Source organism: Helicobacter sp. MIT 14-3879 (assembly GCF_003364125.1).
On sequence record NZ_NXLP01000010.1, the window covers coordinates 15,781 to 33,355 of the forward strand.

The window sequence follows — 17,575 nt, forward strand, 5'->3', positions numbered from 1 at the left end:
AATTTTATATTATAAATCTTTTCCAAAAACTCTTTTAAAAATACTATCAACATTTTTTAAATAATAGCTATATTCAAAACATTCTCTAATAGATTTCTCATCTAATTTATCTAATAAATTATTATCTTGAAGTAAATATTGTAAATATAAACTCTCACCATTTTCATTAATAGCATTTTTACCATTTTGTAAATCTTCCCATACTTTCATTGCATTTTTTTGCACAATAGTATAAGACTCTTCCCTACTTATACCTTTTTTTGGCAATTCTAATAGAATTCTTTGTGAAAAGACAAGACCACCTGTTAATTGTAAATTTTTTAACATATTTTTCTCATATACCACTAAATTTTTAATTAAATTACTTAAACGATTTAACATAAAATCAAGCGTTATAAACGCATCAGGTAATATAAATCGTTCAACAGAGCTGTGGCTTATATCCCGCTCATGCCATAGTGCTACATTTTCCATTGCAGGTATTGAATATGAGCGTAATATTCTACAAAGCCCTGTTATATTCTCACTCAATACAGGATTTCTTTTATGTGGCATTGCAGAACTTCCCTTTTGTCCTTGTGAAAAATATTCTTCACATTCATATACCTCTGTTCTTTGAAAATGTCTAATTGCAACTGCTATTTTTTCACAGCTACTAGCAAGTAAGGCAATATCTGTAATAAGCCTTGCATATCTATCTCTTTGAATAACTTGATTACTAACAGGAGCGACATCAAGACCTAATTCTTTGCAAACAAATTCTTCTAATTCTATTGGTGAATGTGCCATATTACCCATAGCACCGCTTATTTTGCCAATTGATATAATTTGTAATGTTGAATGCAAAGCTTTTAAGTGCCTTTTAATTTCATCATACCAAATTGCAATTACTAGTCCAAATGTAATTGGTTCTCCATGTATTCCATGACTTCTACCTACCATAAGCGTATCTTTATATATCATTGCTTTATTTTTAAGTTCGCTTAGTAATATATTTAAATCATCTATTATCAAAAGCAAACTATCTCTCATTTGTAATGCAACTGCTGTATCAATAGTATCACTACTTGTTATACCATAATGAAACCATCTACTTTCTTCTCCTAAAGAATTAGCCACAGAGGTTGTAAATGCTATTAAATCGTGTTTTGTAATTTCTTCTATTTTCTCAATCTCTTCAATACTAAACTTAGCATTTTTGCATATATTCTCACAATCTTTGTCACTTATTAATTTTAATTTATTCCAACCACGTACTACAGCTTTTTCAACCTCTAGCCACGCATTAAATTTAGATTGTTTATTCCACTTTTTGCTCATTTCTTCTCTTGCATATCGCTCTACCATTTTATGCCTTTATTTATAAAATTTAATATGAATTATAACTTAAGAATTTATTTCTTTGTATTTATTATAGGTATTTGTAATTAACGAGGTTGTTAGAGAATATAGTTTTAACTAAAAATAATATTGATAGTAAATCTAGAATCCTTTCGGATTCTAGATATTATTTTGGTTCTATAATAATAGAATCTTTATTTATATCTTTTCCATAAACTTCACTTAAAGTCTCATCGTAAGCTTTACTTATAAAGTTCTCACTTCCTAATTTTATAAGTATTTCATTTAGTTTATTTAATAATTCTGTATTACCCTTTTTAACAGCAGGTGCTATTACATCATCATTCCCTAGATGCTCAATACCAACTTTAAAATCAGGGTTGCTTTTAGCCCAAGCAAAAAGTAATAAGTTATCATGTGCTAATGCATCTCCTCTACCATTTTTTAATGCAAGAAATGCTTCAGTATTTTGGTCAAATTTTAATAGATTTATTTCTGGGTGATTTGTAGTAAAGTAAAAATCAGCAGTAGTTCCTTTATTTACAATTAAAGTTTTGTCTTTTAAATCATCTATACTTTTAATTTTTCCATCTTTTGATACCACTCCGAGTGCTACTTTCATATAAGGAAGGGCAAAATCCACTTTTTCTTCTCTTTCAGGCGTTTTAGTAAAGTTTGCAAAAATAATATCAACTCTATTTGAATTTGGAAACTCAACTCTATTTTGTGCTTCTACAAGTATAAATTCTATTTTATTTTCATCTCCTAGAAGCTCTTTTGCTACTCTTTTTGCAATATATATATCAAATCCTTTGTTTTCACCATTTTCAACATAACCAAATGGTGGTTTATCACCAAATACTCCAACTATTACTTTATCTCTATTTTTTATTTGTTCTAATGAATTTGTATTTTCACTACAAGAAGTAAGGAATAATCCTATTATCAAAAATATTAGTGCTTTATAAATTGCTTTCATTCTGTTCTCCTTTTTTAAATTTATAGCTAGGATTCTAACAAAATAAAAAAAATTGTTAATAGTAAAATTCAATTTTAAAGTTCGAAGCTAAAAGTATGTTTAGATTCTAATCAATTGTTGATTAGAATCTAGTAATTTATTTAAAAGATTGAGATACCATTTTTCTTCTTAAATATGCAATTTTGCTCTGAAGAGGAAGTTCTTTTGGACAATAATCTTGGCAAGCCATTAAAGACATACAACCAAATATGCCATCATCATTCCCTATTAGCTCATAAAAGTCTGCATCAGTTCTTTTATCATGTGGGTCTAACATAAATCTAGCAACTCTATTTAATCCAGCTGCTCCCACAAAGTCATCTCTCATAACTTTTGTAGCACATCCTGCTATACAACAGCCACATTCAATACATCTATCTAATTCAAACACAGCATCAGCTACACTTGGTTCTATTGGGTCTTCTAAAACAGCAATGCTTTTTTCACTCTTTGAGTGAATCCAACCTTCAACCCTTTTTGTCATTCCCTCAAACCAAACTCCTGTATTTACAGATAAATCTTTTATTAATTTAAATGCGGGTAAAGGAGCTAGAGTAATTACTCCGCCCTCATAATTCTTTGTTAGCGTTCTACAAGCAAGTCTAGGCTCACCATTTATCATCATAGCACAGCTTCCACAAATACCTGCTCTACATACAAAGTCAAAGCTTAAATCAGAGTCTTGGGTTTCTCTTATCATATTTAGTGCTATAAAGATAGTCATTGAATCTATTTCTTTTAACTTATATTCCTTGAAATGAGGTTTAGAAATAGCACTTTGTGGATCATATTTTAAAACTTTTATTGTTATTACTCTTTCACTCATTTTAATCTCCTAATCTTTGATTTTTAGCTTTATATTGTGGTTGTAAATCAAATTTCATTAATGCTTCTTGAATTTCATATCTATCTTTACCTTTGGTTTTCATTTCAGAAGTTATTCTATCAACTTCTGCTTGTCTTATTGCACTTTGTGGGTGTTCTATGATATTATCTTTAGCACCATATCCTCTATATGCAGGTGGAATTTCCATAGTATTGATGTCTAAATCTTCATATGTAATAGTAGGTGTTTCATCATCTGGATTTTCCCACGAGCTTAGAGTTCTTTTTAACCAGTCTTTATCATTTCTTTTTGGATAATCTTCTCTTGTGTGGGCACCTCTGCTTTCAGTTCTATTTAATGCACCCTTAGAGACACAAAGAGCAAGTTTTAACATCTTATTTACTCTATATGCTTCCTCTAGTTCAGGATTATTATGTAGATGTTTATTGCTTAAGCCAATATGCTTACTTTTCTTATATAATTCTTCTAACTCTTTAACTGCTTCTTGTAAGTGCTTACCATCTCTAAAGATTCCAACTTTTTCATCCATAATTTTAGTCATTTTATTTCTAATATCAAATATATTTTCTTTTCCATTAGAATTAATTAGCTTTTCTAGGTATTGTTGTTCTCTATTTAAGAATTTTTCAATAGAGCTTGTTTTGATTGTCATTTTTTTATTCTCACAATAATCTCTAAAGTAATCTCCAACAATCATACCTGCAACAACTGCTTCACTAACAGAATTACCTCCAAGCCTATTAAATCCATGTAAATCCCAACAAGCAACTTCTCCTGCTGCAAATAATCCCCTAAGTTCAGATTCACCTTTGTAATTTGTTTTTATTCCACCCATTGAGTAGTGTTGCATAGGTCTAACAGGAGCCCATTGTTTGGTAACATCAATTCCATTAAAGATTTTACAAATATCATAAACATCTCTTAAGTTTTTATGAATGTGAGCTTCACCTAGAATTGATATATCTAGCCAAATATGGTCTCCATAAGGTGATTTTACACCTTTACCTTTTCTAATATGCTCCATCATTCTTCTACTAACAACATCTCTACTTGCAAGCTCTTTTTTTTCTGGTTCATAATCTGGCATAAATCTATAACCATCTACATCTCTTAATATTCCACCATCACCTCTACATCCTTCGGTTAATAAGATTCCACTTGGAACTATTGGAGTAGGGTGGAATTGAACAGCTTCCATGTTACCTAGTTTTGCAATACCTGTTTCTAGTGCTATTGCTGCACCAACACCATTGCATATAACAGCATTTGTTGTATCTTTATAAATTCTTCCATATCCACCAGTTGCAATTAATGTTCCTTTAGAAATATATGCTATAAGTTCACCTGTAACTAAATCTCTAACAACAGCACCATAACATACACCATCTTCGTGAATCAAAGCAACCGCTTCTTTCCTATCTTGAATATCAACATTTAGTTTTATTGCTTCATTTGCAACTGCATATAGCATAGAATGTCCTGTTGCATCAGCTGTATAACAAGTCCTCCATTTTTTAGTTCCACCAAAGTCTCTTGAATGAATATATCCGTGTCTAAAATCTTCTTCTTCTATAATTGTTTTTTGTGCATTGATGATAGCCTCTCTTTTGCCTTTTTGGATTCTACTCCAAGAAACACCCCATTGCGCTAATTCTCTAATTGCTTTAGGTGCAGTAGTAACAAACATTCTAGCGACTTGCTGGTCGCAACCCCAATCACTTCCTTTTACTGTATCCATAAAATGTAAATCTTCATTATCACCATCACTCATTTTTGAATTTCCAAGACTTGCTTGCATGCCACCTTGAGCTGCTGCAGAGTGACTTCTTTTTACAGGTATAAGACTTAAAACTATTGTGCTTAAGCCTTTTTTCTTGCACTCAATAGAAGCTCTAAGTCCGGCTAACCCACCACCTATAATTAATGCATCACAATATTTAATATTCATAAAGACCCCCCTATTTCATTTACATTTTTTTCTGAATCTTCTATTATTTCTTCTACTATAGGTTTTTGTGCTGTTTGTTTAAATTCTTTATATTCATAGTGCATATAATCAATATTTGAATCTAAACTAAGACCTTTTTTTACATATGCTGCATAAGTTAGAAGTCCTAACACTATAAAAAATACACTAAGACAAGTTTTAAATACCCTTAATCGTTTTAGTGTTACTTGTGGAGTATTTGCTTCAAACCAACCCCATTTTACAGCAAGTCTATATAAACCTATTGAGCCGTGAAGTTCCACTGCAAATAATAATACTATATATAGAATCCAAAAATGTTGATGAACAAATCTATATGCAGAACCAACAGGTCCTATTGTTTGAGGTTGTGTCATCATAATATATAAATGAATGCTTCCTAAGAAAAACATTGCAAATCCAGTGCATGCTTGAATTCCCCATAAATTTGTATCACCGTGATGAAGCATATTTTTATGTGTTTTAAATCTCAAATATTGTCTGTAATTTATAGGAAATTTTCTAGTTGCAAGAAATGCGTGTAGAATAAAAATTACAAATACTACAAATGCTATTATAGATACCACTAAAGGACAACCTTCTCCCGTGCTACTTAAAAAACTTAGCTCAAAGAATTTTGTAACTTTATACATAGCTTTTTCACTAATTAGTATTGTTGATACAAAAAACATATGAGCTATCATAAATAATGCTAGAAATAGTCCTGTTGCACTTTGAAGCCAGTCTAGTATGGCTGGTATTCTACTAGCCTTATTGTTTGCCGCTACTCCTGTATAGCTTTCAATAATATTATTATCATCTTTTTGTCCCATATAGCCTCCCTAACTTTAAAATAAAATGGACATAAAAATTTTAACATTAAAATTTTTAAATTGTTAATAAAATTAGTATAAATTTATTATGTATTGTTTATGTTATCCATAATAGAAGTAGTTTTTTTTAGTCGTGTTTTATCAAAATGTGTATATATTCTTGATGTAGATATACTTGAGTGTCCTAAAGCCTCCTGAACTAATATCAAATCTAGGCTTTTTTGGTATAATAATGTTGCAAATGAATGCCTTAGCATGTGAGCACCATTTTTTTCTTTTCTAATTCCAGCATAACTTAATACTTTCTCTACAATACGGCTTACATATGCTTGTGTTAGCATATTATCTTTAAAATTACAAAATAAATATTCACTTTTTAAATTTAATGTATTTTTTTGTTCTATCCATTTTGATAATAAGCATTCAATATGTTTTTTTAAAATCATTACAACTCTAGGTTTATTTCCTTTACCTCTTACTTGTATTACATAGTATTCATTTTCATTGCTAATATCTTTATATTTTAGATTTAGTGCTTCACTAACTCTAATTCCTGTATATAATATTAATTTTATAACTAATTGATTCCTGTATTTTGTTTTCTTTGAGAAGGGAAAAATATCAATAGTTGATATAAATCTGGAAACTTCATTTTCATTCATAAATGACGGAAGTTTTTCTGCACTTTTGCCTTTAATATCTCCAATATTTTTTAATTCTATGTTAAAGATATATGATTTTTCATTATCATCTTCGTTTTGTTTATCAATAAAACCAAAAAAACCAATTAAAACTATACGATGATTTTTTTTGCTTGCATTGCTAAGATTTGCACAAGAAATAGCTAAAAAATCTCTTAAAACTTCTTCATCAATTTCTTTTATTGAAGCAAATCCAAAATTTTGTAAATAATAAAATAGTTTTATTAGTGGATTTCCATAAGTATTTATTCCAATGAGACCTATACTTCTAACTTTTTTTAGCAATAATTTGAGTTCTTCAATATTTTTAATACCAAATCGTAGTGTATTTAGAACATTGTTTAGTTCGGCTTTATTTTTAACATTTCTTGATGATAGAGTAACAATTTTTGAATGTATAAATCTTTCAATCCAAAAGAGCAAACTATCATCAAATGTATCTTTAAAGTCAATATTATAACGCATAATAACCTTTGTATTATAGACTTAACCCCAAAATTTTAATAGTTAAATTCTTTAAAGAAGTTTATAAATTCTTTAAAACAATATCATTTAAAAGAAATTTTGTATTTGTAGTTTATTTTTTATACAATAATAAAGTTATTTTTCAGTAGTTAAAAAGGTTGTTAATGAAGCAGGTTTTAATCATTGCAAAAGGCAAAATAGCAAAGATTTTTTTAGAATTATTGTTAGAAAAATATCAAAACAATAATTCATATATAGTTGTTTCTAATGATGAAGAAATAATATCATTAAAGTTTAGTGATAGTTTTAAACTATATAATTTTGAGCCTACTTCAGCGTATTATTTAACACCTCTAATTAATTATAGTCTATATAATATATTTGTTGTTTTACCAGATGAAAAGCAAAGAGAAGAGGTTTGTTTTATTATTAGGAGTGTTGAGAAAGAAATTCCAATTATTCTATCTTGTGATTCTAAATCTCAAATTAATAAAGATTTACTTCAAGATTCTAGTATTAATACTATTTCTACTATATTTTTAACAGCAAAATCTCTGATAGAAAATGTTCCAAATATCCCAATTATTGCAAGAGGCTTTGGATTAAATAAGGGAGAGATTATGCAGATTAACATTCCATTTGGTAGTGCCTATGCCTATATTAGTGTGGGTTCAATTTTACAAAAAGGGTGGAAGATTGCTGGAATCTATCGCCAAAATAGTTTTATGACAATTAACCCTAATACAATAATATTGCCAAATGATAATATCCTTGCTGTTGGTGACCCTAAAATTTTAAATAATATTTATAAAAGAATTAGTAATAATAAAAATAACTTTCCTGTTCCATTTGGAGTTGATATTTATGTATATATTGATTTTAGAGAGCATAATAAAAAAGAGATATTTGATATTATTAATGATTCTCTTTGGTTGCATAAAAAGATTAAAAATGATAAATTAGTTATCAATATTATAAATCCAAGCAAGATCGATGTTTTAAGGGAAATTAAAAACTTAGAGAATAAAGATATTAGAGTTATTGTTGATTATAATAATAAATGTATAGCAAAAAAAATTCAAGAAGATTCTTATAAAAAGATAGGTTTAATTATTGTTTCTAGCGAAATTTTTAAGTATGCAAAATCAAGAAAGGTTTTATATAAAGCAAATAGCCCGATATTAAAGGTTGGTAAATACACTAGATTAAGTGAAGTTAAAGATGCCTTAGTGGTAGTTTCTATAAACTCACTTCATATACAAAATATTGCTTATACGATTCTTGATATAGCTTCACAGATTAATTTTGATATTAAACTTTATGAATTTGAGCTTGATGATGAATATGATGTAAATATTGCAAATTATTATCGTAATCTAGGCAGAATCTTTAATAAACAAATTCAGATAGAACATACAAATTCCAAAAATCCGATTCTTTGGCTGTATCAAACAAATAATAAGATATTGCAGTTTATACCACTAGAAATTGATTTGCTTAGACGCAGAATTTTTTGGTTTTTAAATAAAAATTCAGATTATTTATCTTTAAATATCAATAAGAATCCACAGATATTATTGCCAATATAGAATAATTTTGAATTTTAAAGAAATTGTTACAAAAAAAGTTATAAAATTAAATAAGAATCTTAAATGTTTAAAGAAAAGCTATGAAAATAATAAAAATTGACTTACAAGATAGAAGCTATAATGTTTATTTGGGAAATATAGATAGTAATTTAAACGAAATTCATCATAATAAAGTTTTAATAGTTACTAATCCAAGAGTATCTGCACTTCATATCTCAAGTTTGTTATCAAAATTTCATTCAAAGCAAGTTTTTATTTGCACTTTAAAAGATGGAGAAATTTATAAAAATATGCAGAGTGTTGAGGAGATTTTAAATAATGCCTTTATTCATAAGTTGGATAGAAAGTCCTTGATTATAGGTTTTGGTGGCGGAGTTATTGGTGATATGGCGGGATTTGCTGCTGGTATCTACCAAAGAGGTATTGATTTTATAAATATCCCAACAACACTTTTATCACAAGTTGATGCTAGTATAGGCGGTAAAACAGGCATTAATACACCTTTTGGTAAAAACTTAATTGGACTTTTTTATCAACCAAAGGCAGTTTATATTGATGTAAATTTCCTTTCCACTTTAAATAAAAGAGAATTTATTTCTGGTCTTAGTGAGATAGTGAAAGTAGCAGTATGTTTTGATAGAAATTTTTTTGAATGGCTAGAAAATGCAGATTTATTAAATAATAAAGATAATTTGACTTATGCAATACAAAGAAGTATTGAAATAAAAGCAGATGTTATAAGTAAAGATGAGAGAGAGGATAGTGTTAGAGCAGGGCTAAATTATGGTCATACCTTTGGTCATATTATAGAATTACTTGGGAATTATTCAACATATTTGCACGGAGAGGCAATTAGTATGGGGATTATTAAGGCAAATAAATTAGCTTTAGAATTAAATAGAATTACTAAAAAAGAATCTAGTAGAATTGAAAATTTATTACTTTCATTTGGACTTCCTATCAGCTATGAAGTTAATAATAAGGATGAATTTTATAATAATTTTTATTTAGATAAGAAAAGCCAAAATGATAAGTTAAGATTTATTATTCCAAACGGTATTGGTAAAATGGAGATTTTAGAAAATCCATCAAAAGAGTTATTGCTTTCTATTTTATAAAAGGTATATTTTTGAGAATTATTTTATTATTTCTAATTTTTTTTATAAATGTTTATTCAGATGAATTAAGTGATATTGAGTTAAATATTAAAAATAATCCTTGGATTATAAAGTATAAAAATTATAATGAATATAATATTATTTATAATGAAATGATAAATTTAGAATCTAAAATTGATGAGCTAAAAAAGCTGCCACAAAGTTTAGAGATAAATAATAAACTCCATACTTTAGATAAAAAATATCATACTATAAAAAAGCAAGAAGAATTACTTAGAAATTATAAAAATGAGCCTTATAAAGAGTTAATAGAAGTGCAAAATGTAAATGAAATTCCAAGGATTACAAATCCATTTTTAATCTCTAGCGGATTATCTTATATAAATAATATTAATTCTCAAATAAAAATCATAGAGGATAATTATAGGGATTTAGATAATCTTTTATCAAATTTACATATAAAAGCAAAACTTTTAAGTAGAGACAATAGCAAAAAACAAGAATTTCAAAATACAAAAGAAATGATAACAGAACTAGATTCTGCTAAAAAAATTTCAAGTCTATATATTGATATTTTTAAGAAAAATGCTAATAATGATATTAAAAAAGTAAATAATGATATTAAAAAAGAATCTTTAAAATTACTTTATATAATTGTTACTATTGCGGTGATTTCTATAATTTCATTTATTACAAAATTCTTATTAAAGCTATATGCACAAAGAGATGATAATAATAATGGATATATGATAAATAAGGTTATAAATGTTGCTAATATTAGTATTATTATTTTAATATTGCTTTTTGCATATATTGAAAATGTAGCTTATATTATAGCTATTATTGGTTTTGTATCTGCTGGTTTAGCTATTGCAATGAAAGATTGGTTTATGTCTTTTTTTGGATATATAGTAATTGTTGGTGGAGGGAGTATAAAATCAGGTGATAGAATTCGAGTTGTAAAGGATAATACAACTTATGTAGGTGATGTTATAGATATATCAATGTTAAGAATTACACTATATGAAGATGTAACTTATACTACGTATAAGTATAATCGCAGAGCAGGTAGGATAATTTTTATACCAAATAATTTAATTTTTACAACTATGATTGCAAATTATTCTCACTCAAATATGAAAACTGTTTGGGATGGTATAGATATAACAATTACTTTTAATAGTAATTATAAAAAAGCACTCCTTATTGCTAGTAATATTGCTAAAAAATATTCAAGCGGTTATACAGAATCTACAAGGAGAAACTTAAGTATGTTAAAGATTAAATATTCTATTAGAGATATGAATGTAGAGCCTAGAGTGTTTAGTTTTATTGTGCCAAATGGTATTAAAATATCTATATGGTTTCAAACAAATGCCTATGCAACACTTATGATAAATAGCCTTATTTCAGGCGAGATTGTAGAATCTTTTTTAAAAGAAAATGATATTGAAATCTCATATCCTACAACTACAATCATTCCAAAAGATAAATTTTTAACTAATGGTGAAGTTTTAAATGAGCAATAAAGTATTTTTTAAAACATTTGGTTGTAGAACAAATATCTATGATACACAAGTAATGATTGCATCATTAAAAGATTATGAATTAAGCTTAGATGAGAATAGTGCAGACTTTATTGTAATTAATTCTTGTAGTGTTACAAATGGTGCAGATAAGGCGGTAAAAGAATATATTTCTAAGGTTAAAAAACTAAATAAAAAGATTATATTTACAGGTTGTGGCTTAGAGGGTTTAGGTAAGAATTCTTATGAAAATGGCGTAGTTTATGGTGCATTTGGACATAGTAAAAAACAAGATATTGCAAATTTATTAAATAAAAAAGAGAGATTTTACTTTAGTGATGATTTAAATCATGTTGATGATGTTATTATTGATAGGGTTATAGGAAAGAGTAGAGGCTTTATAAAAATTGAGGAAGGTTGTGATTTTAAATGTAGCTATTGTATTATTCCTCAAGTTAGGGGAAAATCAAGGAGTCATAAAAAAGAACAGATTTTAGAACAAATTAGGAGATTGGCAGATAGTGGTATTAGCGAAGTTGTCTTAAGCGGAACTAACCTTGGTAGTTATGGAAAAGATACAAATGATACACTTCCAAAACTTTTAATAGATATTTCAAAAATTAGTGGTATTAAAAGAATAAGATTAGGTAGTTTAGAACCATCACAAATTAAAGAAGATTTTTTAGAATTGCTAGATTCTTCATTCCTAGAAAAGCATCTTCATATTGCACTACAACACACAAGCAATGATATGCTAAAAGTTATGAATAGGATAAATCGTTTTGAAAATGATTATATTTTATTTGATAAGATTGCAAAAAAAGGCTTTGCAATAGGCACTGATTTTATAGTAGGACATCCATTTGAAAAAGATGAGGTTTTTAATGAGGCTTTTAGTAATTTAAAGATTCTTCCATTAACTCATATTCATTCTTTTATTTATTCTCCTCGCTCTAATACTCCATCTAGTAAGATGAAAATAGATGTTCCAAAGGTATTAGCAAAAGAGAGGCTAAAATTAATAAGAGATTTAATTGAAAGCAAGAATTTAGATTTTAGAAAAAATAAAGGAGAATTAGAAGTTTTAGTTGAAAATAAAAAAAGAGATTATTTTTATGGGTTAGACCAATTTTTTAATAAGATTTGTATTAAAAGTGATAAAAATCTTTCTTTAAAATGGGTTAGAATAAATGATTATAAAGTAAATAAGGATATGAATTATGCAGAAATCTAAAAATATTTTTATTATTATAATTGGGTTGGCTTTAATTATAGCATTAAGTCTTATTTTAATATTTCGTGATAATAGCATACTTATTGATATTAATGAATTTCAAAATTTAATTTCTAGCAATAGCATAAATAAAATGTCTATTGATAATAATTATATTTATATCAATGCAAATGACAAAAAATATAAAATTGCAAAAGAGATAATTAATTTAAGTGAGTTAAAAAATATTGCAATAGAAGTAAAAACAAACAATTCATTTAATAATATTTTGGCTGATATAGGTATTATTATAGTTGTTTTATTGGGAATAGCAGTTTTATTTAACGCCTTATTTAGAAGTAGAAAAATTAACAATAATTTTCCTATACAGCAAGCTAAAAAAGAATCTCAAACCCATAATAACCTTGCTACTAGTGTTGGCATTAACAATAATAATCAAGTAAGCATTATAACTTTCAATGATATAGCAGGCATTAAGGAAGTAAAAGATGATTTATTAGAAATTATTGATTATTTAAAAAATCCTTATAAATATCAAACAAAAGGCATTTATCTTCCAAAGGGAATTTTGCTTGTAGGACCACCGGGTGTTGGTAAAACTATGATTGCAAGGGCAATAGCAAATGAAGCAAAAGTTCCATTTTTTTACCAAAGTGGTAGTTCATTTTCACAAATATATGTTGGGGTTGGTGCAAAACGTGTTATAGAACTATTTTATCAAGCAAAATTAAAATCACCTAGTATTATTTTTATTGATGAAATTGATGCAGTGGGTAAGGCTAGAGGTGGAAATAGAAGTGATGAGAGAGAGGCTACATTAAATCAACTTTTAACAGAGATGGATGGCTTTTTTGATAGTAGCGGGGTTATTGTGCTTGGTGCTACTAATAGGATAGATGTTTTAGACCCCGCACTTCTTCGTTCTGGTAGATTTGATAGGAGAATTTATATTGATTTACCAGATTTAGAAGAAAGGTCAAAAATCATTGAACTTTATTTAAATGGCAAAAATCATAGCGTTGATATAAATGAAATTGCAAAATATAGCGTTGGTTTTAGCGGTGCTTCTATAGCCTCTCTTGTTAATGAAGCCTCCCTTAATGCTTTAAGGAGGAATTCTAAGATTATTACAAATGATGATTTTTTCATTTCTCATAATAAAATTTCAGGTGGAGTTAAAAAACAATTAAGCTTTAGCGATAAAGAAAAAGATGTTATATCTCTTTATCAAGCAGCAAAAGCATTATGTGCGTGTTGGTGTGAGATAGAATTTGATAAAGTATCATTGATTGGAGATGCAATTAAAAATAGTGATAAAAATATCCTATCTAAAACAGATTTATTAAATATAATAAAGGTTGCTCTTAGTGGTAATGTTGTATTGGAAATGTATCATAATGAAACTTATACAAATTGTAAAGAAGATATAGCAATAGCTAAAGAAATAGCAAGAGAGATGTGTGAAACTTATGCAATGGCTGGCAGAATAATAGTAGATTATAGTGATATTTTAGAAATTTTAAACGATGTTAAAGATGAATTAAAGTTATTTTTTACAAGCTCAAAGAATGCGTTACTAGAGGTGCAAAAAATACTCCTTGAAAAAGAAAAAATATCAAAAGAACAATTAAAAGATATTTTAAATAGGGAATTATTTACTTGAGATTTTTTAGTGGATTTGGTTTTGAAAATGATTATGAAATTTTTAGTGATATTTTAGAAAAATATAAAGGAAACTATAATATAGCGGGTTTTAGCTATGGGGCACAGAATGCTTTAGAATTTAGCCTAAAAAACAATACTAGAATTAATAGGCTTATTTTATTATCACCAGCATTTTTTAATGATATAGATGATTGGTTTATACATAAACAGCTTGGGCTATTTGCTAAAAATAGTAAAGTTTATATGAAGTATTTTTTAAAAAATATTGGCTTTGAAAATAAATTTATTAACTATCTTAAAACCCCAGATGCAAAAGATTTAAAATTACTTTTAAAATATAGATTTAATTCAAACTCTATGTATTTCTTGAAAAGTAGAGGTATAAAGTTTGATATTTATATAGGAAGTAATGATAAGATTATAAATGTTAATAATGCTTGTGAATTTTTTGCTAGATTTGGGATAGTTTATTTACTAAAAAATGCAAATCATTTATTAAAATATAATTAATTCTAAAAATATTAGTTAATAACTTATTAAAAGGATTTACAATGAATATAGATTTACACAACCATACAAAATTATGCAATCACGCCATTGGTGAGTGTTATGAGTATGTAGAATCTGCAATAAAAAATGGAATTAATATATTTGGATTTGCTTGTCATGCACCTATGGAATTTGATAAAAAATATAGAATGAGTGTTAATGAAATAGATTCTTATATTTATGAGATTAGAGCTTTGGGAGAGAAATATAGAGATAAGATTAGTGTTAAAGTTGGCTTTGAAGTAGATTATATTTATAAAAAAGAATACTTGATAGAAAAAAAAGTTTTAGAAAGTGATGTTGATTACTTAATAGGTTCTGTGCATTTTTTAAATAATTGGGGTTTTGATAATGAAGAATTTTTAAGCGAATATAATAAAATTGATATAAATGACGCTTGGAAACAATATTTGCAATCTATAATTGCTATGGCTGAAAGTAGGCTTTTTGATATAGTAGGACATTTTGATTTATTTAAAATTTTTAATAATAAGCCATCTTTTTCTTTACAAAAAGATATTTATAATACACTAGAGGCAATAAAAGATAATGATATGGTATTAGAAATCAATACAGCTGGTATTAGAAAGCCAATTTGTGAGATTTACCCAAGTAGGGACATTTTAGAGTTGGCATATAAATTAGAGATTCCAATAACATTTAGCTCTGATGCTCACTCACCAAGTCAAGTTGGTTTTAAAAAAGATTTTGCAATTTCTCTTGCAAAGGATATTGGATTTAAGGAAGTCGTATCTTTTAGTTTACATAAAAGAGAAGTGTATAAAATTTAAAAATTTTTATTTTACTTAAGAATCCTAGATTCTTAAGTAAAATTATTCTACTTCTGCATCTATTACATCATCATCTTTTTTATTATTTTCTTCTTTTTGATTAGCATTTTCTTTACCATTTTTTGCATATACAGCTTCTGCTAGTTTATGACTAACATCATTTAGAGCTTTAATTTTGCTCTCAATCTCTTCTTTAGAAGCATTATCATTTTTTAATACTTCTTTTAAATCTTCAATTGCTTTATTTATATTTGCTCTATCATCATCGCTCAATCCTTCTTTTATCTCGTCTAAACTTTTTTGAGTTTGATATATTAAAGAATCTGCAGTATTTTTAACTTCAATTACTTCTTTTCGCTTAGTATCTTCTTCTTTATGAAGTTCAGCATCTTTTACCATTTTATCAATCTCACTATCGCTTAATCCACTACTTCCTGTTATTTTAATTTCTTGAGATTTGCCTGTTGCTTTATCTTTTGCACTAACAGTTAATATGCCATTTGCATCAATATCAAATGTTACTTCTATTTGAGGAACACCTCTAGGAGCTGATGGAATTCCTGTTAAATCGAATTTACCTAAGGATTTATTATCTTTTGCAAGCTCTCTTTCACCTTGAAGAACATGTATTGATACAGCAGGTTGATTATCTTCAGCAGTTGAGAAAACTTGTGCTTTTTTGGTTGGTATGGTTACACCTCTTTCAATAACCTTTGTCATTACACCACCTAAAGTTTCAATTCCTAAGCTAAGAGGAGTTACATCAAGTAAAAGAACATCTTTTACATCACCTTTTAACACACCCCCTTGTATAGCTGCCCCTATTGCTACTACTTCATCAGGATTTACAGATTTATTTAGTTCTTTATTTGTAAATTCTTTTACTCTTTCTTGGACTTTTGGGATTCTAGTAGAACCTCCTACCATAACAACTTCGCTAATATCTGCTTTTGATAAATCAGAATCTTTGATAACCTCATCAATTTTACTAATTGTTTGTTCAATCAAATCATCAATTAAACTTTCAAATTTAGCTCTTGTTAGTTTTTTAACTAAATGTTTTGGACCACTTGCATCAGCTGTAATAAATGGTAGATTTATTTCACTCTCACTTGCACTACTTAACTCTTTTTTGGCATTTTCTGCTGCATCTTTTAGTCTTTGTAGAGCCATAACATCTTTTTTTATGTCAATCCCACTTTCATCTTTGAATTCATTTGTTGCCCAATCAATTATTCTATTATCAAAATCATCTCCACCAAGGAAGGCATCTCCACCAGTAGCTAAAACCTCAACAACATTATCACCTGTTTCAAGGACAGTAACATCAAATGTTCCACCCCCTAAATCATAAACTACTATTTTTTCTGAATTTTTCTTATCTAATCCATAGGCAAGGGCAGCAGAAGTAGGCTCATTGATAATCCTTAATACATTTAATCCTGCTATTGTCCCTGCTTCTTTTGTAGCTTTTCTTTGGCTATCATTAAAATATGCTGGAACAGTTATAACTGCCTCACCAATGCTCTCACCAAGATAAGCTTCAGCATCTTCTTTAAGCTTCATTAAAATCTTAGCACTAATTTCTTGAGGAGTATAAACTTTACCATTTATCTCAATAGCACAGGCTCCATTTCTATCAACGATTTTATAAGGAAGCCTTTTTTGTGCTTCTTTAGCTTTATCTTCATCAATCATAAGTCCCATAATTCTTTTTATGGAATAAATTGTTTTTTCTGGGTTTGTTATAGCTTGACGCTTTGCACTCTCACCTACTAGAATCTCTCCTTTATCTGTAAAGGCTACAATTGAAGGAGTAGTATTTTTACCCTCTTTGTTTGTAATTATTTTAGCTTCTCCACCTTCAAAAATACTCATTGCTGAATTTGTTGTTCCTAAATCTATTCCTAAAACTTTACTCATTTTAATCTC

14 protein-coding genes are annotated in these 17,575 nt (G+C 27.7%); 7 read left to right on the forward strand and 7 right to left on the reverse strand.

Going from position 1 to position 17,575, the window contains the following annotated elements:
- Positions 1-9 precede the first annotated feature (9 nt).
- The 6 genes from purB to CQA44_RS06865 form a co-directional block, all read right to left on the reverse strand.
- On the reverse strand, positions 10-1,347 hold the full coding sequence (purB, locus tag CQA44_RS06840; RefSeq protein WP_115546538.1) for an adenylosuccinate lyase: 1,338 nt from the start codon (positions 1,345-1,347) through the stop codon (positions 10-12).
- A gap of 160 nt (positions 1,348-1,507) precedes the next feature.
- Positions 1,508-2,320 carry a cysteine ABC transporter substrate-binding protein gene (locus tag CQA44_RS06845; RefSeq protein ID WP_115546539.1) on the reverse strand — a complete coding sequence of 271 codons (813 nt, stop codon included), beginning with the start codon at positions 2,318-2,320 and terminating at the stop codon, positions 1,508-1,510.
- A gap of 136 nt (positions 2,321-2,456) precedes the next feature.
- Positions 2,457-3,185, reverse strand: a complete 729-nt coding sequence (locus CQA44_RS06850; protein ID WP_115546540.1) for a fumarate reductase iron-sulfur subunit — start codon at positions 3,183-3,185, stop codon at positions 2,457-2,459.
- 1 nt (position 3,186) lies between these two features.
- Positions 3,187-5,154, reverse strand: coding sequence for a fumarate reductase flavoprotein subunit (locus CQA44_RS06855; RefSeq protein ID WP_115546541.1), 1,968 nt, complete (start codon positions 5,152-5,154; stop codon positions 3,187-3,189).
- Positions 5,151-6,005 (reverse strand): fumarate reductase cytochrome b subunit, encoded by an 855-nt coding sequence (locus CQA44_RS06860; RefSeq protein WP_115546542.1) that lies wholly within the window; start codon positions 6,003-6,005, stop codon positions 5,151-5,153. Before CQA44_RS06860 ends, CQA44_RS06855 begins: the two co-directional genes overlap by 4 nt.
- An 86-nt stretch (positions 6,006-6,091) precedes the next feature.
- The gene (locus CQA44_RS06865; protein ID WP_115546543.1) at positions 6,092-7,171 is read right to left on the reverse strand and encodes a tyrosine-type recombinase/integrase; all 1,080 of its coding nucleotides are present in this window, start codon (positions 7,169-7,171) and stop codon (positions 6,092-6,094) included.
- A 164-nt stretch (positions 7,172-7,335) separates the two neighbouring features.
- Between CQA44_RS06865 and CQA44_RS06870 the strand changes: the two genes are divergently transcribed.
- The 7 genes from CQA44_RS06870 to CQA44_RS06900 all read left to right on the forward strand — a co-directional run bounded on the left by CQA44_RS06870 (position 7,336) and on the right by CQA44_RS06900 (position 15,643).
- A complete protein-coding gene (locus CQA44_RS06870) occupies positions 7,336-8,760 on the forward strand; it encodes a TrkA C-terminal domain-containing protein (RefSeq protein ID WP_115546544.1) in 1,425 nt (474 codons plus the stop codon).
- 80 nt (positions 8,761-8,840) lie between these two features.
- Positions 8,841-9,878, forward strand: coding sequence for a 3-dehydroquinate synthase (aroB, locus tag CQA44_RS06875; protein ID WP_115546545.1), 1,038 nt, complete (start codon positions 8,841-8,843; stop codon positions 9,876-9,878).
- 11 nt (positions 9,879-9,889) lie between these two features.
- Complete coding sequence (locus CQA44_RS06880; protein ID WP_115546546.1) at positions 9,890-11,407, forward strand: mechanosensitive ion channel family protein; 1,518 nt, start codon at positions 9,890-9,892, stop codon at positions 11,405-11,407.
- Positions 11,397-12,638: a tRNA (N(6)-L-threonylcarbamoyladenosine(37)-C(2))-methylthiotransferase MtaB gene (gene mtaB / locus CQA44_RS06885; RefSeq protein WP_115546547.1), complete on the forward strand. Its 1,242-nt coding sequence runs from the start codon at positions 11,397-11,399 to the stop codon at positions 12,636-12,638. Before CQA44_RS06880 ends, mtaB begins: the two co-directional genes overlap by 11 nt.
- Positions 12,625-14,301, forward strand: a complete 1,677-nt coding sequence (locus CQA44_RS06890) for an AAA family ATPase (RefSeq protein ID WP_115546548.1) — start codon at positions 12,625-12,627, stop codon at positions 14,299-14,301. The genes mtaB and CQA44_RS06890 overlap by 14 nt, the downstream gene beginning before the upstream one ends.
- Positions 14,298-14,813: a pimelyl-ACP methyl ester esterase BioV gene (gene bioV, locus CQA44_RS06895; protein ID WP_115546549.1), complete on the forward strand. Its 516-nt coding sequence runs from the start codon at positions 14,298-14,300 to the stop codon at positions 14,811-14,813. Before CQA44_RS06890 ends, bioV begins: the two co-directional genes overlap by 4 nt.
- Before the next feature lie 41 nt (positions 14,814-14,854).
- A complete protein-coding gene (locus tag CQA44_RS06900) occupies positions 14,855-15,643 on the forward strand; it encodes a histidinol-phosphatase (RefSeq protein ID WP_115546550.1) in 789 nt (262 codons plus the stop codon).
- Between the two features lie 42 nt (positions 15,644-15,685).
- Here the strand turns inward: CQA44_RS06900 and dnaK are convergent, their stop codons facing one another.
- A complete protein-coding gene (gene dnaK / locus CQA44_RS06905; RefSeq protein WP_115546551.1) occupies positions 15,686-17,566 on the reverse strand; it encodes a molecular chaperone DnaK in 1,881 nt (626 codons plus the stop codon).
- Positions 17,567-17,575 lie beyond the last annotated feature (9 nt).

Excerpts from the sequence above, each read along its gene's own strand:
- CQA44_RS06845 (WP_115546539.1), bottom strand. The coding sequence starts at position 2,320 with ATGAAAGCAATTTATAAAGCACTAATATTTTTGATAATAGGATTATTC.
- CQA44_RS06855 (WP_115546541.1), bottom strand. The coding sequence starts at position 5,154 with ATGAATATTAAATATTGTGATGCATTAATTATAGGTGGTGGGTTAGCC.
- CQA44_RS06865 (WP_115546543.1), bottom strand. The coding sequence starts at position 7,171 with ATGCGTTATAATATTGACTTTAAAGATACATTTGATGATAGTTTGCTC.
- dnaK (WP_115546551.1), bottom strand. The coding sequence starts at position 17,566 with ATGAGTAAAGTTTTAGGAATAGATTTAGGAACAACAAATTCAGCAATG.
- CQA44_RS06860 (WP_115546542.1), bottom strand. The coding sequence starts at position 6,005 with ATGGGACAAAAAGATGATAATAATATTATTGAAAGCTATACAGGAGTA.
- mtaB (WP_115546547.1), top strand. The coding sequence starts at position 11,397 with ATGAGCAATAAAGTATTTTTTAAAACATTTGGTTGTAGAACAAATATC.
- CQA44_RS06870 (WP_115546544.1), top strand. The coding sequence starts at position 7,336 with ATGAAGCAGGTTTTAATCATTGCAAAAGGCAAAATAGCAAAGATTTTT.
- CQA44_RS06900 (WP_115546550.1), top strand. The coding sequence starts at position 14,855 with ATGAATATAGATTTACACAACCATACAAAATTATGCAATCACGCCATT.
- aroB (WP_115546545.1), top strand. The coding sequence starts at position 8,841 with ATGAAAATAATAAAAATTGACTTACAAGATAGAAGCTATAATGTTTAT.
- CQA44_RS06850 (WP_115546540.1), bottom strand. The coding sequence starts at position 3,185 with ATGAGTGAAAGAGTAATAACAATAAAAGTTTTAAAATATGATCCACAA.
- CQA44_RS06890 (WP_115546548.1), top strand. The coding sequence starts at position 12,625 with ATGCAGAAATCTAAAAATATTTTTATTATTATAATTGGGTTGGCTTTA.
- purB (WP_115546538.1), bottom strand. The coding sequence starts at position 1,347 with ATGGTAGAGCGATATGCAAGAGAAGAAATGAGCAAAAAGTGGAATAAA.